Origin of the sequence: Pseudomonas sp. EL_65y_Pfl2_R95 (assembly GCF_963971045.1) — a bacterium.
Lineage (GTDB): Bacteria > Pseudomonadota > Gammaproteobacteria > Pseudomonadales > Pseudomonadaceae > Aquipseudomonas.
The window spans coordinates 394282-414266 of record NZ_CAXAOV010000001.1; the positions used below are offsets into that span (position 1 = coordinate 394282).

The following is a 19985-nucleotide window of genomic DNA, read 5'->3' on the forward strand; positions in this document are numbered from 1 at the left end:
CAGCTAGTATTAGTTCCTTACCCTAAAACAATCAATTCAGTTGCTTAACCCATCACATATTTCGCATAAACCCGGGCATGCGGCATAATGTGTCACGCATGAAACATGCACCGTCGCGTTCAAGCCACCTCTTCAAGCTACGCCCAGGGGGCGTAAATCATGATTAAACAACTGCGCCAGTTAGCCATTGTCAGTTTGTTACTACCCCTTTCTTTACCGCTTTATGCTGCCGTCAACGCCACGATTCCGACCAAGGTTGAACAGGCACTCAAAACCAACAAAGTCAGCACAAAATCTCTTTCTTTAGTCACGATTCCGCTAAACGGCCCAGGCAATACCACCTATTACAATGCCGATGTTTCGGTCAATCCAGCCTCCACCATGAAGCTGATCACCACCTTTGCTGCGCTTGAATTACTCGGCCCCAATTACCAATGGGCGACGAGCTTTTACACCGACGGCACCTTGAGCAATGGCGTTCTCAAGGGCAACTTATATTTTAAAGGCGGCGGCGACCCGAAGATGAACATGGAGAAGCTATGGCTACTTCTGCGTGACCTTAAGGCCAACGGCGTTACGCGCATCACCGGCGACCTGGTGCTTGATCGAAGCTATTTTATTCAGCCGCAACTGCCGCAGTTCAATGATGACTCCGGCAACAGCTACAAGCCGTACTTGGTGGCCCCTGACGCCCTGCTCATCAACTTCAAGGCACTGCGCTTTATCGCCCACTCAGAGAGTGGCCGCGTGCAGATCACCACTGAGCCGCCCATTGCCAATGTGCGTGTAGACAACCGCGTCACCGCGCTTAAATCCGGCAAGTGCCCATCCTGGCGTGATGGCATTCACTTTACACCGACCCCAACGGCCACCGGGTTTACCGTATCCGCGACCGGCAAGCTGGCAGACGGCTGCACCACTCAAAGCTATATCTCGCTACTTGACCAACCCAATTATGCCGCTGGCACAGTGCGGGCCTTGTGGAAGGAACTGGGTGGCAGCATTGATGGCACCGACCGTCAAGGACCGGTGCCGAGCAAGGCCCGCTTGCTCAGCCGAGCCTATTCACCTGATCTTGCGGAGATTATTCGCGACATCAACAAGTACAGTAACAACACCATGGCTCGCCAGTTGTTCCTGAGTATTGGCGCCAAGTTCCGCACCAGTGCGGACCCTGACGATGCCAAAGCCGCTCAACGGGTAATCCGCGCCTGGCTCGCCCGCAAAGGCATTACCGCCTCGCAGTTGGTGATGGAGAATGGTTCTGGCTTGTCACGGGCTGAACGCGTTAGCGCCCGGGAAATGGCGACCATCTTGCAAGCCGCCTGGAATAGCCCTTACGCCGCAGAGTTCATCAGCTCGATGCCACTGGCGGGCACTGACGGGACCATGCGCAAACGCTTGCGTAACACGCCTATGGCCGGGCAGGCGCACATCAAGACAGGCACCTTGAACAACGTGCGTGCGATTGCCGGTTTCAGCCGCGACAACAAGGGTAAAACCTGGGCAGTGGTGGCGATCATCAATGATCCAAAGCCCTGGGGCGCCTCATCCGTGCTCGACCGCGTATTGCTTGAGCTGCAAAAGCAACCGGGGCGCTAGGCAGAACCCCAACCGTCGACAACAAAAAGGCCACGCTTAGCGTGGCCTTTTTGGTTTTATCGACTTAGGCAGCTAAGCGCTTAACCGCGTGCAGTGATGCGCCAGGCACGGTGGATCTTGCTGTTGCGGGCAAAATCCGGATCCAGGGTCGAAGCCGTGATTTCTTCGACGTTGTAGCGCGCACTCAGCGTTTCATCGAGGATGAACTTGCGGAAGTTGTTGGAAAAATACAGCACGCCGCCGCTGGCCAGACGCGCCATGGCCAAATCGAGCAAGGCCACGTGGTCACGCTGAATATCAAAGATGCCCTCCATCCGCTTGGAGTTGGAGAACGTCGGCGGATCAATGAAGATCAGTTCGTATTCATTACGGTCCTCTTCCAGCCAGGCCATCACATCGCCCTGCTCCAGTTTGTTCTTGTCGGAGAAGCCGTTGAGCGACAGATTACGCCGCGCCCAATCCAGGTAGGTCTTCGACAAGTCAACGCTAGTGGTGCTGCGCGCCCCCCCTTTGGCCGCATGCACTGAAGCCGTTGCGGTGTAGCAATACAGGTTCAGGAAACGCTTACCTGCCGCCTCACGCTGAATACGCAAACGCAGTGGCCGGTGATCGAGGAACAGGCCGGTGTCGAGGTAATCCGTGAGGTTTACCAACAACTTGACGTCGCCCTCGCTCACTTCCATAAACTGACCTTGAGCACTTTGGCGCTGATACTGCTTGGCGCCGCTCTGACGCTCGCGGCGCTTGATCACCACTTTGCTCTTGTCGACGTTCAACGCCTGCGGGATCGCGGCCAGCGCATCAAACAGTCGCGCCTGAGCCTTCTCAGGATCGATTGAGCGCGGTGCAGCATATTCCTGCACGTGCACCCAGTCACCGTAGAGATCGATGGCCAGCGCGTACTCAGGCATGTCAGCGTCATACAAACGGTAGCATTGGATGCCCTCCTTGCGCGCCCACTTGCTCAGCTGCTTGAGGTTCTTTTGCAGGCGATTGGCAAACATCTGCCCGCCTTCGCTTAAACGGGCTTGCTCAACGGGCGCCGGTGCAGGCGCTGCCGACTTGGCTGACTTGGCCGCGACCACCGGAGCGGCGCTGGCGTCCAACTCATTCTGCTCACGCTCACGTTCACGCTGCTCAGGCGTGCGGCGCTCGCCGGTCACGAACTGCTCAGGCTGAACCTTGATCAACAGCAACTTGCAGGGCAAGGCGCCGTTCCAGAAAGCATATTGCTTGTGGCTGCGGATCCCCATGCGCTTGCCAAGATCTGGCGCGCCGGTGAATACCGCGGCTTCCCAGCCCATACAGGCTTGGCGCAAACGCTCACCCAGGTTCTGATAGAGGTACAACAGGCTGGCTTCATCACCCAGACGCTCACCGTAGGGAGGGTTGCAGATAACCAAACCTTTTTGATTCTGATCCGGACGCGGCTCAAATGTCGCCACTTCGCCTTGATAAACCTTGATCCAATGGCTCATGCCAGCACGGTCGATGTTGTTCTTGGCCGGCTGAATCAGGCGCGGGTCCGCTTCGTAGCCGCGAATCCACAGTGGTGGCTTGGCCATGCCGATGTCTGCACGCTCCTGTGCCTCAGCCTGCAACTTCTTCCAGATTGCCGGAACATGGCCCAGCCACTGGCTGAAACCCCACTGTTCACGCGTCAGGTTCGGTGCCACGTCAGCCGCCATCATGGCCGCTTCAACCAAGAAAGTGCCCACCCCGCACATGGGGTCAGCCAATGCACCGCCTTCAGCGGCAATGCGTGGCCAGCCAGCGCGAATCAATACCGCAGCGGCAAGGTTTTCCTTGAGTGGTGCCGCACCTTGCTGCAGGCGATAGCCGCGCTGGTGCAAGCTATGACCCGACAGATCAAGGGAGAGAATTGCCTCACCGCGATCAAGACGCAGGTGGATTCGCAAATCCGGATTGAGCTTATCCACCGATGGCCGCGTACCATCCTTCTGGCGCAACTTATCGACGATCGCATCCTTGACCTTCAGCGCGCCGAAGTGGGTGTTATCAATTCCCGAACCGTTGCCACTGAACTCGACGGCCAAGCTGCCGTTGGGCTCCATGTGCTCGTACCAGTCCACTTCCAGCACGCCTTCATACATGCTTTCGGCATCTTTCACTGGAAAACGCTTGAGTACCAGCAGCACCCGGTTGGCCAACCGAGACCACAGACACAGGCGGTATGCCGTCTCCATATGGGCAAAACCGCGCACCGCGGAAGTGTGTTCACGCGCCTCTTCGAGACCCAGTGTAGCGGCCTCTTCAAGGAGCAACCCTTCAAGACCTTTTGGGCACGTAAGGAAGAGTTCGTAACGATCCGACATGAGAATTTCCAGTGGCTAACGCCGTAAGTGGCAGGCACCTGAAAGATGCACAACCAAAATAAGTGACAAAAGGTCTCAGCGCGACCCTTCGTCGGAATAAATAACAAGTGCAATCGCGATTAGTTCGCGATGGCAAATTACCAGTAAAGCATCATCAAAGCCCCGTCCGGCCTATGCTGAGTCAGCACGCAAATGCGATAGCCAATGAGCCTTATGGCCATAGCATCAAAACTGTTACGCCCTTATGACAAAACGATCATTCACAGGGCTTCACGCATTGGTTAGAAATCTACCTAGGTTATCGCCGCAATGGCGACAACACAGGAGGCTCGCGACGCCGGCAGCGGACTCCATCGGCAGACCATTTCTGCCTGATCTCACCATGAGATCTTCAGGACATAACAGTCAACAAGTGAGGGCAACACCCTATGAGAAGACTTAAGCGTGATCCTTTAGAAAAAGCTTTTTTACGCGGCTATCAATACGGTATTCATGGTAAATCACGGGAGCTCTGTCCATTCACCCTTGCATCAGTTCGCCAAGCTTGGTTAAACGGCTGGCGAGAGGGTCGCGGAGATAACTGGGACGGTTTCACAGGTACTGCCGGTATCCACCGCCTCAACGAACTTCATGCGGTTGGTTAATTCCAGGACATAACCGACTCAATCAAGCACGCCCTACTCGGGCGGCGGGCTTAGCCCAAGGGGCTCCTTCAAGGAGCCCTTTTAAATGCCTCAGCTTTATTTCGCCAACCCTGCAATTGCATCCACCGCTTCACGAATCAGCGCCGGGCCTTTATAAATAAAACCGGAGTAAATCTGTACCAAGCTGGCACCCGCAGCGATTTTCTCAGCTGCATGCTTGCCTTCCGTGATGCCACCCACCGCGATAATAGGAAGACGCCCAGCCAACTCGCTGGCTAACACCTTGACGATATGCGTGCTTTGCTCGCGCACCGGCGCGCCCGACAAGCCGCCCATCTCATCAGCATGTTCAAGCCCTTTAACGCCTTCGCGCGAGAGCGTGGTGTTAGTCGCGATGACTGCGTCCATTCCGGTTTCAACCAATGCCCTGGCCACACCCGTGGTTTCTTCGTCAGTCATGTCTGGCGCAATTTTAATTGCCAGCGGTACACGCTTGCCATGGACTTGGGTCAATTCTTCCTGACGCTGACGCAGCGCTTCAAGCAACTGCTTGAGCGAATCACCAAATTGTAGACTGCGCAGCCCAGGGGTGTTGGGTGAGCTGACATTGACCGTGACGTAACTGGCGTGGCGATAGACCTTGTCCAGGCAGATCAGATAGTCATCAACAGCGCGCTCAACCGGGGTATCAAAGTTCTTGCCAATATTAATGCCCAAGACCCCTCGGGACTTGGCCGCTTGCACGCGGGCCAGCAAGTGATCCACGCCGTGATTGTTGAACCCCATGCGATTGATAATGCCCTCAGCCTCAGGCAGACGAAACAGGCGCGGCTTCGGGTTACCCGGCTGCGCACGCGGCGTTACTGTTCCGATCTCGACAAAACCAAAGCCAAGCTGAGCGAAACCATCAATGGCATCGCCATTTTTATCCAGACCCGCGGCGAGCCCTACCGGGTTAGCAAACTGCAGCCCCATCACATTGACCGGCAGGCTGGTTGGCGCCTTGGTCAGCAGGCCATTGAGGCCCAAGCGGCCACCTGAGCCGATCAGGTCAATGGACAGTTCGTGGGAGGTTTCAGCGGAAAGCTTAAACAGCAGCTCGCGGGCCAAGTTATACATGGGCAGGCTCAGCTCGATAGGTCAGAGTTTGAAAGGCGGTGATTATACAGGCCCCAAGCACAGCTAGCGACCCAAAAACCTATTGCCATGGACGCGCGATGAAAACTGCAAGCAGCCTCTGCAAAACTGGGTGTATCAGCCCAAACGACGTAAACTGAGCAACTTGCCGAGTTCATTGAATTCGATTTCAAATACCCCATTGACTCCCTGATGCGTCACAAACGGGCGTAAATGATGAATCGGCAGGTTTACCCGCTGCCCCTCGCGGCTGGTCAATACAAGACGACTTGCATCACCTTGGTAATACAGCTGCAGTGATTGGCTGGACAGCGTGATATCCAATAACAGACTAGGCACGGAGGCTCCTTCTGATGGTTTTGACACCTGCACCACTAAGCGCACCCAGGCAGCAGATAAAAGCCAAAATTTTCGGCTGCAACCCCTGTGCAGCATGCTTGCCAGTCTGCCACACTGGCTCTGGCGCACACAGAGTATGTAATTGGCTATGAGCCCGCACGACCCAAACAGCACGATCAGCTCGCGTTTCACAGCCCTCGCTCAGCGATTGGGCTTGATCGGCCGTGGTCAGCGCCAAATTCTTGAGCGCGCCAGTGGGTTAAAGCTTCCGTTTAATGATATTCCCAAGCGTGAGAACAGCATTAGCTGGGCGCAGGGTATTCCTTGGCACTATCTGCTTGATCTACCACGAAGCGCCCTGTCCGGCCCCGTGCAGGAAGACAAAGCCCATGCCCGATCAATGCTGCTCAAGGTGGTTAAGGCTGAACAGCAATCCCTGAGCGCATTTGACTTGCGCCGGGTTGATGGCCTTGCCATCTGCCCGCCAAAGCACGCGCTGCTAAGCAGTTTCGAGCAGTTGGCCGCCACGGATTACTGCCGTCAGGCGCGGATCATCAGCTACAAAGACTTCGTTAAAACCATCAGCCTGGCCTTGCCCCGCTTTCTCGCTGGCGAGGCGGTCAAACTGCAGCAAGCCAGTTGGCAGGGTGACCGCATATTCTGGGCCGACGACACCCATGGCGATGCCTTTGCCAGCGCAATTGTGTATGCCAGACGCCGTGAACTGGAAGTCAGCCTGCCGGCGGAGATATCCCGCTATCGGCTCAGCCGTGAAGGTGTCAGCGAACTCGACCAGCACTACCATGCGTTGGCAATGCCAGCTGCCGCGTGGAGTGATGCAGGCTTCATGGCGCTGTTGCTCGAAGTTCCTTATTCGCGGCTCGCCTTCAGTGGCCACTCTGGAGCGACCGAGATTCTCCTGCTGCCCAAGCAGTCCCCTGAGGCCACAGCCCTCGGCGAAGGCCTGCTGATCGCCGGCGCACCCAACGTCGCCGCGTACCTGGGCACACTAAGCTCAGCCGCATAAGCTCGCTCTCTACCCCCATAATGCAGGTATGCTCATGAGAATGCCCTTAGCCATGTTTGCCGCGTTGATCTTCTCGGCGACGGCGCACGCTGCAACTCCCGGGTTCAACGCCAGCTGCCCCGGCGCAATTGCAGTGCATGCCGATCCAGGCGGCCCGGTTTACATCAATGGCAAAGAAGCTGCGCTAAAAACATTCATTGACAACTACTCAGAAGCTAAAGGCGCGGGCGTTACGATTTCCATATCGCAGAATCCTGATGGCAGCGTTGATATCAGCTATACCGGAAAAAAAGGCGCTAACGGCGTCTGCCAAGCCGCGGCAACGCCGTAGATTCAAGCGCCAGCTAATAAAAAACCCCGCACTAGGCGGGGTTTTTAATCACGGCTGCAAGCCTTAGTTGGAGTTACTGGTTTGCGCCAGGTCCATCAACTCGCGGTTAGCCACTGCATACATGGCGTAATCGGTGGTTGTCGCAGCACGCAGTTCGGCCAACATGAACTTCCAGCGCTCGACCATGCGCCGATGCTCTTCTATCCAGACCTGCACGCGTGCCTCGATATCAGCTGGCGCGTCGGTCATTTGCAGTACCGAGACGGTGATCGCACGCTGCTGCCAATCGAGATCATCACGGAAGGCTTCGCGGGCCAGTCCTTGCCAGTTGTTTTCAACCGGCAAGCCGTTGATCTGCTGCAAATACCAGGAAAGCTCCAAGCTATCCCCAATCGCGAAATACGCTTCGGCAACCCGCGCCGGGTCTTGCCCGGTCACATCCGAAGCCTCGATGATCGGCAACAAGGTGTAGAGCTGGCTAGTGCCTGCAACCACTCGCGCCAACACTTCTGGAACGCCGGCCTCGACATAAGCCTGGAAGCGCGCCAGCCACTGTTCCCGTGCTGGGCCTTCGAGCAAGTCATCCAGACTCAGCGCCAAGGCTTCTACACGTGGAGCAAAGTGGGCAACATCCCGTGCTGCATCTTGGTCATTGCGACGGCTGCGCAAGAACCAGCGCGTTGCACGACGCCCCAGACGCATCAGCTCATCCATCATCTGCAACTGCAGTTCAGCCGGCACTTTGTGATCCAGTGCCTCGATCTGTTTCCACCAGCGCGGCAGGTGGAAGACGTCACGCACTATCACGTAGGCGCCAGCCACATTGGCCGAGCTCATGCCGGTGGAGTCTTTCATGCGCTGAACAAAGGTGATGCCCATGTGATTGACCAAGTCATTGGCAATCTGGGTGCTGACAATTTCCCGCTTAAGCCGATGACGACGCATCGACTCACCAAACTTGTCGGCCAACAACGCCGGGAAAGCACTTTCCATTTCACGGGCCAGGTACTCATCATCAGGCACGCGTGACAGTAGCAATGACTCATTCAAGTCAATCTTGCTGTATGAGATCAATACCGATAACTCAGGACGCGTCAGCCCCAGACCGTTGGCCGTGCGCTCATTGAGTTCATCATCGGAGGGTAAGAACTCCAGTGCGCGATCGAGCTTGCCTGCCGCTTCAAGCACCAGCATCAGGCGCTTGTACTCGCCGACGTTCTCGCGAGCACGGCGCACAGCCACAGACAATGCCTGTGTCTGCTTGTAGTTATTGCCCAGCACCAGCGCACCTACAGCGTCGGTCATTTCGGCCAGCAACTTGTTGCGTTGCTTGCCCGTCATGTCGCCTGCTGTCACGGTTTCATTGAGCAAGATCTTGATATTCACTTCATGGTCGGAGCAATCCACACCACCAGCGTTATCAATGAAGTCAGTATTACTTGAGCCGCCATGCAGGCCGTATTCGACACGCCCCAACTGGGTCATACCGAGGTTACCGCCCTCGCCCACGACCAAGGCACGCAGGTCACGACCATCAACCCGCAATACGTCATTGGCTTTATCGCCAACGTCAGCGTGGCTCTCCTTGCTCGATTTAACGTAAGTGCCGATCCCACCGTTCCAGATCAAATCGACCGGTGCCTTGAGCAGCGCATTGAGCAGCTCAGTCGGGGCCAGCTTGTCGGCACTGATGTCGAAACGCTCTTGCATCTCCGGGCTAATGGCAATGCTCTTGGCACTGCGCAGGAAGATGCCACCTCCTGGAGAAATCAGCGAGGTGTCGTAATCGGTCCAGCTTGAACGTGGCAGGTCGAACATGCGTCGACGCTCCAGGAAGCTTTTTGCAGCATCCGGGTTCGGGTCGATAAAGATGTGCAAGTGGTTGAATGCCGCCACCACCTGCAATTTATCCGAGAGCAACATACCGTTACCGAATACGTCACCCGCCATATCACCGATACCGATTACCGTCGTGGGATCGGTCTGAACATCGATGCCGCGCTCACTGAAGTGACGCTGCACTGATACCCACGCGCCTTTGGCAGTGATGCCCATACCTTTGTGGTCATAACCGGCGGAGCCGCCCGAGGCAAAGGCGTCGCCCAGCCAGAAGTCGTACTCGGCCGCAATACCGTTGGCGATGTCAGAGAAGGTCGCTGTGCCTTTGTCCGCGGCAACCACCAAGTAAGGATCATCTTCATCATGGCGAACAACGTTGGCTGGCGGCACAACAGCGCCATCAGCAAGATTGTCGGTGATATCCAACAAACCGCTGATAAAGATACGGTAGCAGGCGATGCCTTCGGCCTGAATCTCATCGCGGGTGCCATTGATCGGCAGGCGACGTGGAACGAAGCCCCCTTTGGCGCCCACCGGAACGATAACCGCATTTTTTACCTGCTGCGCCTTTACCAGGCCCAGCACTTCGGTGCGGTAGTCTTCTTCGCGATCCGACCAGCGCAAGCCACCCCGGGCGACTTTGCCGCCGCGCAGGTGCACGCCTTCAACCCGTGGCGAGTAGACGAATACTTCAAACATTGGCACGGGCTTTGGAAACTCAGGAACAGCCCGCGGGTTGAGCTTGAAGCTAAAGTAGGACTTGTTCTGGCCGTTGGCATCAGCCTGGTAGAAGTTGGTCCGCATTGTTGCTTTGATCAAATCAAGGTAGCGGCGCAGGATACGGTCTTCGTTAAGCACCGCAACATTGTCCAACGCACCCAGGATCGCTTGCTCCAGCTTCTGCTGCTTGTCTTCAAGGTCTTCAGCGGTGAGCTTGCGGGCAAGGTAAAAACGCGTCCTGAACAGGCGCACCAGTTCTTTAGCGATATCCGCGTGATTCACCAGTGTGGCCGCTACATAGCTGAGCGAGAAGCCAAGGCGAATCTGCTTTTGGTAGCGGGCATAGGCTCGCAGCAACGCTACTTCGCGCCATGGCATCGCTGCCGTTAGCACCAGACGGTTGAAGGCGTCATTCTCGGCATTGCCACTGACGATGTTAACGAATGCATCTTGCAGGGTGTCGTTGAGTTGCTGGATATCAACGGCAAGACCTTCGGCATAGGTAAAGGCAAAGTCATGAATCCAGTACTCCTTGCCGTCGTGCTGGAACAAGCGATACGGGAACTCACCGAGCACTCGCAGGCCAAGATTTTCCAAAACCGGCAGTACATCAGACAAAGGCAGCGGCGTGTCCGCGTGGTAGAGCTTGCAGTGCAACAGATTGTCGCCCTGCGCCAAAGGCTGGTAGAAGCTCATAACCAATGGCCGCTCAGCGCTCAGGCTAAGCAGATGCTGCATATCGACGACGGCAGAATGCGGTGCAAAGCGTTCGCGATATCCGGCCGGGAACCCTTTGGGGAATTCAGCCAGCACGTTGGTGCCTTGCGCCTCTCCGAGGGTCTCAATCATCAAGCTGGCGTAATCGTCTTTCCACGAACGGCAGGCTTGGATTACTTCTTGCTCAAGACGAACCGGGTCAATGGTCGATTTGTTCTTCGGATCAACCCGCAAAATAAACTGCACGCGCGCCAATACGGACTCTGAGAAAAAGGTCCAGAATTCGCAGTCAGTGGCGTTAAGGCGCTCCATCAACACGTGCTGAATCTTCAGCCGTGTTTCAGTCGAGTAAACATCACGCGGTACATAGGCCAGGCAGTAGCAAAAACGGCCATAGGGATCACGGCGCAAGAACACGCGAATCTTGTTGCGCTCTTGAATCTGCACAATCGACATCGCGGTGCTGAACAGTTCGTCAACCGGCGTCTGGAACAGATCATCACGAGGCAAGACTTCCAGGACCTGCGCCAGCTCTTTGCCCAAGTGAGCTTTGCTGTCGAAGCCTGAGCGCTGCTCAATCTCGGTAATTTTGCGGCGAATATAGGGAATTTCCCACACGCTCTCGGAGTACACCGCCGAGGTGTACAGGCCCATAAAGCGATACTCTTTTACCACATTGCCCTTGCTGTCCAGCTCACGAATAGAGACAAAATCCGGATAGGCCGGCCGGTGCACACGGCTTGGCACTGCAGCCTTGGCGAAGGACAAAAGCTTGGGCTCGCGCAGGTAACTCACGGCCTCTTCTTCAATGTGCAGTTCCTGGCTTTTCAGGCCGGTACGCAGTCCTTTGGACAAGCCCAGGAGCGACTTCTCGTCATAAACAATCTGACCACCGCCCGACACATCGGCAACGGTGAATTCCTCATAGCCGAGGAAGGTGAAATTGTTGTCGAGCAGCCAGCGCATAAAGACTTTGATTTCTTCAAGCTCGGTTGGCTCGACCTTAAGCTTGGTTTTGCTCAACCACCCCAACAGCTCTTCAGCCTTGGCTTTCATCGGCAAGAAGTCGTCAACACTGGCGCGGACTTCGGCAAATACTTCGTGCAACGATTTGGCCAGCGCCTGCATTTCTGCATTATTGGCGCAGCGGTCAATCTCCAGGAACATCAGGGCTTCTCGGGTCACATCCGAACCGGTCGAGCCCTTCGGCAGAATTTCCAGCAGTTCGCCCTTCTTGTTGCGGCGAACATTGAGCACGCTGTTCTGCAAGGTATGGATGTTGTAACCGCGGCGGTTGAACTCCATGCGTACCGAATCAACCAGAAACGGAATATCAGCGTGCAGAATTTCTACCGCAGTATGGGTCGACTGCCAGCCGTGCTTTTCGTAATCGGGGTTAAATACGCGAACCTGTGGCTCGCTAGGGTCAAAACGTTCAAGCAATCGCCAGGACGACAATGTGCAGCCAACCAGGTCAGACAATCGACGCTGGATCAGCTCATCAAGTGCGATAATTCCGAAAAATTGCTCAGCGAACAAGGCCATTTGTGATAGCCCCTGTTCACCAACGTGCTGAGCCAACGCCGCTTGCAGTTGATGCTGAAAGTCGGCTTTGCTGGCCGCCGTAAAGAACGCCATGGCTTGTATGCTCCGTTTGACTTGTAGAATGACTAAGGCAGTGTCAAAAAGGTTTAGTGCCCTAGCTCGAGTGCCCTAAAGAAGTAACGTTAGTCTACGAAGTGCCTGTTGCATTACGGTGGCACCCCTTTATATCTGGCGCCTTTCGAGACTAGCGGGTCACATTTACCAGAGCAGCTTACCGATGGAGTGCCGTCAAGCGCTTGCTAGGCTGCGACATTTTCTTTCACTAAGCCTGCGCCGTTTCCCATACAACGGGCATCCGCGATGCTTATAAGCCTTCATCTGCCAGTGATTTACATCGATTTCACACTCTGGGTGCTAAGTTTAGTATCGGCGTGGGCGAAGCCTAACTTTGTCACTGCATATGTGCAGCCAGGCACGCCAGGGGAACAAATGCGGCGAAATGTCACTACACCCAGACTGAACTAGGGAGTAAAACTTTGGCACCCGCTTTGCGCCAGCCAGCGCGGCAAGCTGCGGCGTCGTTATTATGTGGCCCCTGGCTTGGTTTTTTCTCCCGGCGACGCCATATTCAGGCGAGGGGCAAGACTTACTTCCAGTAACGGCTTGAATCGCTCAAAATCAGCCGCTGTCACTGAGTATTCTTATGCGATCATGTCGCTGTTGGCGCGCATGCAAAGGGTCATGATTCATACCAAAACGTTTTACGTGTAGTGGGTTGAGCAAGCTGTAACACCTCAGCTTTAACACCTTAATTGGTACAGGATTGGTATTTTGGAAAACTCAGAAACCTCGAATGGCCCGAATCACCGGGCTGCACTGAATGAACTGCGACACTTCCTTTCAAGCCAGATCCTCGGCCAGGAAAAACTTGTCGAGCGGCTACTGATCGCACTCCTCGCCGATGGCCACATGCTGGTTGAGGGCGCGCCGGGCCTGGCCAAGACCAAAGCCATCAAAGAGCTGGCTGAAGGCATCGAAGCTGAATTCCATCGTATTCAATTCACCCCGGACCTACTCCCTGCTGATATCACCGGCACCGAAATCTATCGCCCCGAAACTGGCAGCTTTGTCTTTCAGCAAGGACCGATTTTCCACAACCTGGTATTGGCAGACGAAATCAACCGGGCGCCTGCCAAGGTCCAGTCAGCATTGCTTGAAGCAATGGCTGAGCGCCAGGTAAGCGTTGGCCGCAGCACCTATGACCTGTCACCGCTGTTCCTGGTGATGGCGACGCAGAATCCGATCGAGCAAGAAGGCACATACCCGCTGCCTGAAGCTCAGCTCGATCGCTTTTTGATGCACGTGAAAATTGGTTTTCCAGATGCCGCCGTTGAACGCAAGATTCTCCAGCAGGCCCGCGGCGAAGCCCTGAACGGTGAGGCCAAGCCTGAGCACCGCGTCAGCCAGCAGGCGATCTTTGCCGCCCGTACTGAAATTCTCGGCCTGTATATGGCTGAGGCGGTAGAGGAATACCTGGTGCAGTTGGTAATGGCTTCACGCACACCGGGCAAATTCGACGCAGAGCTGGCCGAATGGATTGCTTACGGCGCCAGTCCGCGCGGCACCATCTCGCTTGATCGCTGCGCCCGTGCGCACGCCTGGCTTGCCGGTCGCGACTTTGTCAGCCCAGAGGATGTGCAAGCAGTGCTGTTTGATGTATTGCGCCACCGCATCATTTTGTCGTTTGAGGCCGAAGCGAGTGGCATTGATCAGGATCGCGTGATCCAGCGCATTCTCGATGTAGTGGCAGTCGCCTGACCCCATGCACGAACTCTCCAGCCAACCTGGCATTCGCGTTGACCTCGCCGAATTGATCGAAATACGCCACCGTGTGCATGAAGTGCAGCTGTTCTCGTCGGCCTCCAGGCGCAGCCCGCTGATTGGCTTGCACCACTCAAAACTGCGTGGGCGCGGTGTCGATTTCGATCAGGTTCGGGTTTATCAGGCCGGTGATGATGTGCGCACCATTGACTGGCGGGTGACGGCTCGCACCCAAGAACCACACACCAAAATGTTCCATGAAGAGCGCGAGCGGCCAATCTACATTCTGGTCGAACAAAGCCAGCGCTTGTTTTTCAGCTCCAAACTCATCTTCAAATCAGTACTGGCCGCACAGGTGGCCAGCTTGATCGGCTGGGCAGCGCTGGGCCACAACGACCGAGTTGGCGGTCTGGTGTTTGGTAACAACGAGCATCATGAAATCAAACCGCGGCGCAGCAAACAAAGCCTGCTGCAATTACTCAGTCGTCTGGCCCGAGCCAATCAAGCGTTGCCCGGTGATATACAAAGCAATCGTGATGCCTTTGGCCTGGCCTTGCGCCGCGCCCGTGAAGTCCTGCGCCCGGGCAGTCTGGTCGTGGTGATTTGCGACGAGCGCACCTTGAATGACGCCAGCGAACAGCAACTCAGCCTGCTCGCCCGCCACTGCGAAATTCTCTTGCTGCCGATCTCTGACCCTCTGGATCAACAGTTGCCAGACGCCGGCCGCTTGCGCTTCGCCCAACGCGGAGCCCAGTTAGAGCTCGATAGTCATAATGCCGAAATGCGCAAGGCTTACCAGACGCAAAGTGAATCCCGGACTGCACGCTGGCTGCGGCTTTCACAGAAACTGGGCGTGCCTTTACTGCCCCTTAATACCGAGCGCGAAATGATTGACCAACTCCGCGACCATCTTCACGGCCAGCGCGGCAGGAAGCAGTCATGAATCCGCTGGATCAACTCGAACCCTTGATTGCACCACCAGCCATTAGCTGGTGGCCGCCTGCACCGGGCTGGTGGCTGCTGTTACTGCTCGTTCTGGCAGCCGTTGTCTGGGCGATACGGGCATATAAACGACGGGTGCCTAAAGTCAAAAAAACCGGCACAGATGCATCCTTGGACCCTGCCCGTGCCGCAGCGCTAGCTGAGCTCGCTCATCTGCAAAAACCCTATTACGGCGTACCTGCAGGGCCTTGGCTACAGCAACTCAATGCCTTGCTCAAGCGCCTGTGTCGCCACCGCTACCCTGACAGCAACAGCCATGTACTCAGTGGACGTGAGTGGCTGGCGTTTCTCGATAACCGCTGCCCGGCTGCCGGTTTAACCCGCTGGATGATTCTGGTCGAGGGCAACTACAAGCCCAACTGCTTACTCGACGACAAAGCTATTGAAGGCCTTAGCAACGCCGTTGATATCTGGATTCGTAAGCATGTTTGAGTTCACCTGGGCCTGGATTTTCCTGCTGGCACCTCTGCCATGGGTACTGCGCGCACTTTTACCAGCTGCAGACAGCGGTGAAGCAGCGCTGAACATCAGTTACCTGAGCGAACTTGAAGGCCTTAGCGGCCGCAAGGCGCGGGCTAACTTGTCTAAATGGCGCCAACAAGCGCCCTTCGCCCTGTTATGGATTTGCCTGCTGAGCGCTGCGGCGCGCCCGGAATGGGTTGGTGAGCCTCTGCCATTACCCGCCAGTGGCCGCGATCTGCTGGTCGCCGTGGATATCTCCGGTTCCATGGAGTACGCCGACATGCAGATGGACGGCAATGATGTAAGCCGCCTGACACTGGTCAAACATTTGATGGGTGAGTTTATCGACGGTCGTGTGGGCGATCGCGTCGGCTTGATCCTGTTCGGCAGCCAAGCCTATTTGCAAGCACCCTTAACCTTTGATCGGCATACCGTACACACCTGGCTTGATGAAGCGGTCATCGGCATTGCCGGTAAAAACACCGCCATCGGTGATGCCATTGGCCTGGCAGTAAAACGCCTGCGCGAACGTCCAGCCAATAGCCGTGTATTGGTTCTAGTTACCGACGGCGCCAACACCGGCGGAGAAATTGAACCTGTGCAGGCGGCGCGACTCGCCGCCGAGGAAGGCGTGACCATTTACCCCATCGGCATTGGCGCTGACCCACAGAGTGGCGTCTTGAGCATGCTGGGCTTCAACCCCGGACTGGACCTGGATGAGCCGACCCTGCAACACATTGCCGAGCTGACAGGGGGTGAGTATTTCCGCGCCCGCGACGCGGATGAATTGCAAAGCATCGAGGCCACCCTCGACAAGCTGGAGCCCGTGGAACAGAAGCCTACCTTGGCTCGCCCAGCCAAAGCACTGTATGTCTGGCCCCTGGGTTTGGCGATGCTGATTAGTCTGCTGCTGGTGCTTCGCGAGGTCTGGCCACAACTACGGCAAAGCAGCACTCGCGTGCTACAGAGTCTAGGGCGGAGGCCACTATGATGGAGCTACTGCAGCAGGGTTGGCCCCACTGGCTAAGGCCCTACTGGTTGTTACTGGCCCCCTTGCTATGCGCATTGCTCTGGCTCCTTTGGAACCGAGAGAAACGCGCCGGTAGCTGGCAAAAAATCCTGCCACCCGCTTTCCATGCCGCATTACTCAGTGGCGGCGATGGCCGTCGCAGCAGGTTGCCATGGGTGCTACTCGCATGCGCGTGGTTATTAGCCTTGATTGCGCTGGTCGCCCCGAGTTGGCAGCAGGTTGAACAGAACACCCTGAAACCGGCTGACCCGCTGGTGGTCATGCTGGAGCTGTCGCCGCAGATGCTCGCCGCCGACCTATCACCCGATCGGCTTGAACACGCCAAGCGCAAAATTATCGACCTGCTCGAAGCGCGCCGCGACGCGCAGACCGCTATCGTGGTTTATGCTGGCAGCGCGCACACTGTGGTGCCACTGTCGGACGATCTGGCCACTTCGCGCAACCTGCTTGAGGCCCTCAAACCATCGATCATGCCTGAGCCAGGTCACCGCGCCGACTTGGCGGTAGGCAAAGCCCTCGACTTGCTCAAGCAAGGCGGTCAGGGCCACGGCCGGCTATTGCTGATTACCAGTGGTTTAAGCAGCCAGGAACAGGACGGCATCAGCAGCGCCCTGCGCGGCTCCAACAGCCACTTGAACATCCTCGGCGTTGGTACCCGCCAAGGTGCGCCGATCACTCAGGAAGACGGTAGCTTTCTCAAAGACGCTCAAGGGGCTATTCAGATACCGCGCCTAGACACTCAAGGCCTCAGTCAATTTGCCCATAAAGTCGGTGCCAGCTACCAACTGAGCAGCATCAGTGATAAAGACATTGATCGCCTTGGCTTGCTTGACGATCCTGAGCAGATGCGTGACAACGGCCAGCATACGCGCTTACAGGTCTGGGCCGACCAAGGTCACTGGCTGCTGTTACCCCTGCTGCTGCTCGCCGCTTTTGCCGGACGCCGTGGCTGGCTAATGTGCCTGCCCTTGTTGCTGATGTTCATACCCCAGCCGAGCTATGCGTTTTCATTTGATGATCTATGGCTGCGCCCAGACCAACAAGGCCAGCAACTGCTGCAACAGAAACAGCCAGAAGAGGCGGCAAAGCACTTCACTGATCCGCAATGGCAGGCTCAAGCGCTTTATCAGGCAGGCAATTACCCCGCGGCTGCCGAGCGTTTTGCCACCAGCGACACCGCTGCTGCGCATTACAACCGTGGCAATGCGCTGGCCCGCAGTAATGAATTAGAAGCAGCGGTCGAAGCCTACAATCAGGCCCTTGAGTTGCAACCTGAGATGCCCCAGGCAGCGAAAAACAAAGCGCTGATCGAACAAATGCTCGAGCAAAAACAGCAGCAGCAAGATAACCCAGAAAACCAAGATCAGAATCAAGACCAGAAGCAAAATCAACAGAACCAGAACCAGAACCAGAACCAGAACCAACAGCCTGGCCAGCAACAAGATTCCAGTCAGCAAGCCAAGGATTCGACGCAACAAAACTCAAAACCCAAGGACGCTGAAGCCGATAAAGCCAAGCAACAAGCGGCTGACAAAGCCAAGTCCGAAAAAGCCGGCAAGCAGGAAAAGCAGGACTCATCCGCGGCAAAAAGCGCTGACCCAGCATCCGACAAACAGGCTCAAGGCAAAGCAACTGACGAAGCTAGCAGCCCAATGGATGCCGAGCGCCGCCAAGCGATGGAACAATGGTTGCGACAGATCCCCGATGACCCCGGTGAATTACTGCGCCGCAAATTTTGGTACGAACAGCAACAGCGTCAGGAAACTAAACGATGAAACGCCTGTTTTGCACTTTTCTCCTCTGCCTGCTGGCTTTTAATGCCCAGGCCGAGAGCTTTACGGCTAGCGTAGATCGCAGCCAGATTGATAGCGGAGAAATGGTTGAGCTGTCGCTGGAGTCAGATGACACCACATTGTTTGGCAAGCCCGATCTGAGCCCGCTTAACGAGTTATTTGATGTGTACGGCACGCGTCAGGTTAACCGCCTGACCAGTATTGATGGCGCATCCCATGCCACCACCCGCTGGATTGTGACCATTTCACCAAAACACAGCGGCTATGTGGTTATCCCGCCCATTACCCTTGATGATAAAACCACCGAACCAATCACCCTGCACGTACAGGAGGCCTCTGCGACCACCCAAAAGGGTAAAATGGCACCGGTATTTATCGACGCCAGCCTTGATAAAGACAGTGTCTATGTACAAGCTCAGGCCATACTCACCCTGCGTATCTACCACTCCGTCTCGCTCTACGATGACAGCAGCTTAACGGCGCTGGACATCCCCGATGCCCGGGTTGAACAACTGGGTAAGCCGCGCACCTACGAGAAGCAAATCAATGGTGTGCGTCACGGTGTGATTGAACTGCGCTACGCTATTTTCCCGCAAAAAAGCGGTACCCTGAATATTCCGGCACAGACCTTTTCTGCGACCACGGTTGGCCAGTCCAATCCGAATGAGTTCAATCCGTTTGGGCCGCGCCCGGGCAAGGTCGCACGGGTTAAGTCATCGGTTATCCCCCTCACGGTCAAAGCCAAACCAGCCAGTTACCCCAGCGATGCGCCTTGGTTGCCGGCCAGCGCATTGAGCCTGGCAGAGTCTTGGTCACCTGAACCAGAAAAGGCCAAAGTCGGTGACTCCCTGACCCGTACCTTGCTGGTTAAAGCCGAAGGTTTATCCAGCGCACAGCTCCCCGCGCTGCCACAAACGCAGTCCGCGGGGTTGAAGCGCTACCCCGATCAACCACAACTGAGTAACGAAACCAACGATCATGGCGTTATAGGCAGCCGCGAGGAGCGCGAAGCCTTAGTCGCCAAGCAGACGGGCAAGGTTGAGCTGCCGCCGGTTGAAGTGGTGTGGTGGAACACCGAAAAAGACCAACTCGAACGCACCAGCGTGCCAGCACGCACTTTGGATATTGCGGCCAATAGCGAGATCAGCGTCGACCCTGTGCCGGAAGCGGCTTTGCCGGCTTCGGCGACAACCGGGCAGCCTGTTTGGCCTTGGCAACTGGCTTGCTTTCTACTGAGCCTGACCACATTTATTGGCTGGGCGTTGTGGTGGCATGCACGCCGCCAACCTGCAATCACACGGGTTAGCCCAAATGGGCCAAGCCCGCGCACCTTGCTCGATGACATCAAGCGCGCCTGCAACGCCAATGACACCCAAGCCAGCCGCGCCGCGCTCGATGCCTGGGCGCGCCAGCAGCCGGAAACCCTGGCCGACATGGCCGCCCGTTATGAGCCACTTTCTGCGGAGCTGCATAACCTCAATGGCGCACTCTACAGCGAGACGGCCCAACAATGGCAAGGCGAAGCCCTGTGGCAAGCGGTACGCTCCTTACCCGCTCTGGCACCGGACGAGGTGGCAATAAACGCAGAAAACACTGCCTTACCTGCACTTTATCCACGCTGAAATAGCCCTTCTTCCGCG

Annotated in this window: 14 protein-coding genes; 10 read left to right on the top strand and 4 right to left on the bottom strand. The window is 56.2% G+C overall.

From position 1 onward, the window contains the following. Window positions 1-159: 159 nt before the first annotated feature. Window positions 160-1602, top strand: a complete 1443-nt coding sequence (gene dacB / locus AACY09_RS01880) for a D-alanyl-D-alanine carboxypeptidase/D-alanyl-D-alanine endopeptidase (RefSeq protein ID WP_339485731.1) — start codon at window positions 160-162, stop codon at window positions 1600-1602. Window positions 1603-1682: 80 nt separating this feature from the next. On the opposite strand, the gene rlmKL is transcribed toward dacB, so the two are convergent. Continuing rightward, window positions 1683-3938, bottom strand: a complete 2256-nt coding sequence (rlmKL, locus tag AACY09_RS01885) for a bifunctional 23S rRNA (guanine(2069)-N(7))-methyltransferase RlmK/23S rRNA (guanine(2445)-N(2))-methyltransferase RlmL (RefSeq protein WP_339485732.1) — start codon at window positions 3936-3938, stop codon at window positions 1683-1685. A 428-nt stretch (window positions 3939-4366) separates the two neighbouring features. Here rlmKL and rmf point away from each other — a divergent pair, with 428 nt between their 5' ends. After that, window positions 4367-4582, top strand: coding sequence for a ribosome modulation factor (gene rmf, locus AACY09_RS01890; protein ID WP_339485733.1), 216 nt, complete (start codon window positions 4367-4369; stop codon window positions 4580-4582). Between the two features lie 96 nt (window positions 4583-4678). Here rmf and AACY09_RS01895 read toward each other — a convergent pair whose 3' ends face one another. Next, on the bottom strand, window positions 4679-5701 hold the full coding sequence (locus tag AACY09_RS01895; protein ID WP_339485734.1) for a quinone-dependent dihydroorotate dehydrogenase: 1023 nt from the start codon (window positions 5699-5701) through the stop codon (window positions 4679-4681). Between the two features lie 135 nt (window positions 5702-5836). Beyond that, window positions 5837-6058: a DUF2835 domain-containing protein gene (locus AACY09_RS01900; RefSeq protein ID WP_339485735.1), complete on the bottom strand. Its 222-nt coding sequence runs from the start codon at window positions 6056-6058 to the stop codon at window positions 5837-5839. Window positions 6059-6206: 148 nt separating this feature from the next. Here AACY09_RS01900 and AACY09_RS01905 point away from each other — a divergent pair, with 148 nt between their 5' ends. After that, window positions 6207-7085, top strand: coding sequence for a DUF6685 family protein (locus tag AACY09_RS01905; protein WP_339485736.1), 879 nt, complete (start codon window positions 6207-6209; stop codon window positions 7083-7085). A gap of 40 nt (window positions 7086-7125) precedes the next feature. Next, window positions 7126-7416, top strand: coding sequence for a hypothetical protein (locus AACY09_RS01910; protein ID WP_339487052.1), 291 nt, complete (start codon window positions 7126-7128; stop codon window positions 7414-7416). Window positions 7417-7479: 63 nt separating this feature from the next. Here AACY09_RS01910 and AACY09_RS01915 read toward each other — a convergent pair whose 3' ends face one another. Further along, window positions 7480-12330 carry an NAD-glutamate dehydrogenase gene (locus AACY09_RS01915; RefSeq protein WP_339485737.1) on the bottom strand — a complete coding sequence of 1617 codons (4851 nt, stop codon included), beginning with the start codon at window positions 12328-12330 and terminating at the stop codon, window positions 7480-7482. Between the two features lie 738 nt (window positions 12331-13068). Between AACY09_RS01915 and AACY09_RS01920 the strand changes: the two genes are divergently transcribed. Genes AACY09_RS01920 through AACY09_RS01945 form a run of 6 tightly spaced genes read left to right on the top strand, consistent with a single transcriptional unit; the run spans window position 13069 to window position 19967 of the window. Beyond that, complete coding sequence (locus tag AACY09_RS01920; protein WP_339485738.1) at window positions 13069-14055, top strand: AAA family ATPase; 987 nt, start codon at window positions 13069-13071, stop codon at window positions 14053-14055. Window positions 14056-14059: 4 nt separating this feature from the next. After that, on the top strand, window positions 14060-15001 hold the full coding sequence (locus AACY09_RS01925; protein WP_339485739.1) for a DUF58 domain-containing protein: 942 nt from the start codon (window positions 14060-14062) through the stop codon (window positions 14999-15001). Further along, window positions 14998-15492, top strand: a complete 495-nt coding sequence (locus AACY09_RS01930) for a DUF4381 domain-containing protein (RefSeq protein WP_339485740.1) — start codon at window positions 14998-15000, stop codon at window positions 15490-15492. The genes AACY09_RS01925 and AACY09_RS01930 overlap by 4 nt, the downstream gene beginning before the upstream one ends. After that, on the top strand, window positions 15485-16513 hold the full coding sequence (locus AACY09_RS01935) for a vWA domain-containing protein (RefSeq protein WP_339485741.1): 1029 nt from the start codon (window positions 15485-15487) through the stop codon (window positions 16511-16513). Before AACY09_RS01930 ends, AACY09_RS01935 begins: the two co-directional genes overlap by 8 nt. Then, window positions 16510-18327, top strand: coding sequence for a VWA domain-containing protein (locus tag AACY09_RS01940; protein WP_339485742.1), 1818 nt, complete (start codon window positions 16510-16512; stop codon window positions 18325-18327). The genes AACY09_RS01935 and AACY09_RS01940 overlap by 4 nt, the downstream gene beginning before the upstream one ends. Continuing rightward, window positions 18324-19967, top strand: coding sequence for a BatD family protein (locus tag AACY09_RS01945; RefSeq protein WP_339485743.1), 1644 nt, complete (start codon window positions 18324-18326; stop codon window positions 19965-19967). Before AACY09_RS01940 ends, AACY09_RS01945 begins: the two co-directional genes overlap by 4 nt. Window positions 19968-19985 lie beyond the last annotated feature (18 nt).

Excerpts from the sequence above, each read along its gene's own strand:
- AACY09_RS01945 (WP_339485743.1), top strand. The coding sequence starts at position 18,324 with ATGAAACGCCTGTTTTGCACTTTTCTCCTCTGCCTGCTGGCTTTTAAT.
- AACY09_RS01930 (WP_339485740.1), top strand. The coding sequence starts at position 14,998 with ATGAATCCGCTGGATCAACTCGAACCCTTGATTGCACCACCAGCCATT.
- dacB (WP_339485731.1), top strand. The coding sequence starts at position 160 with ATGATTAAACAACTGCGCCAGTTAGCCATTGTCAGTTTGTTACTACCC.
- AACY09_RS01935 (WP_339485741.1), top strand. The coding sequence starts at position 15,485 with ATGTTTGAGTTCACCTGGGCCTGGATTTTCCTGCTGGCACCTCTGCCA.
- rmf (WP_339485733.1), top strand. The coding sequence starts at position 4,367 with ATGAGAAGACTTAAGCGTGATCCTTTAGAAAAAGCTTTTTTACGCGGC.
- AACY09_RS01895 (WP_339485734.1), bottom strand. The coding sequence starts at position 5,701 with ATGTATAACTTGGCCCGCGAGCTGCTGTTTAAGCTTTCCGCTGAAACC.
- rlmKL (WP_339485732.1), bottom strand. The coding sequence starts at position 3,938 with ATGTCGGATCGTTACGAACTCTTCCTTACGTGCCCAAAAGGTCTTGAA.
- AACY09_RS01905 (WP_339485736.1), top strand. The coding sequence starts at position 6,207 with ATGAGCCCGCACGACCCAAACAGCACGATCAGCTCGCGTTTCACAGCC.
- AACY09_RS01940 (WP_339485742.1), top strand. The coding sequence starts at position 16,510 with ATGATGGAGCTACTGCAGCAGGGTTGGCCCCACTGGCTAAGGCCCTAC.
- AACY09_RS01925 (WP_339485739.1), top strand. The coding sequence starts at position 14,060 with ATGCACGAACTCTCCAGCCAACCTGGCATTCGCGTTGACCTCGCCGAA.
- AACY09_RS01915 (WP_339485737.1), bottom strand. The coding sequence starts at position 12,330 with ATGGCGTTCTTTACGGCGGCCAGCAAAGCCGACTTTCAGCATCAACTG.
- AACY09_RS01910 (WP_339487052.1), top strand. The coding sequence starts at position 7,126 with ATGCCCTTAGCCATGTTTGCCGCGTTGATCTTCTCGGCGACGGCGCAC.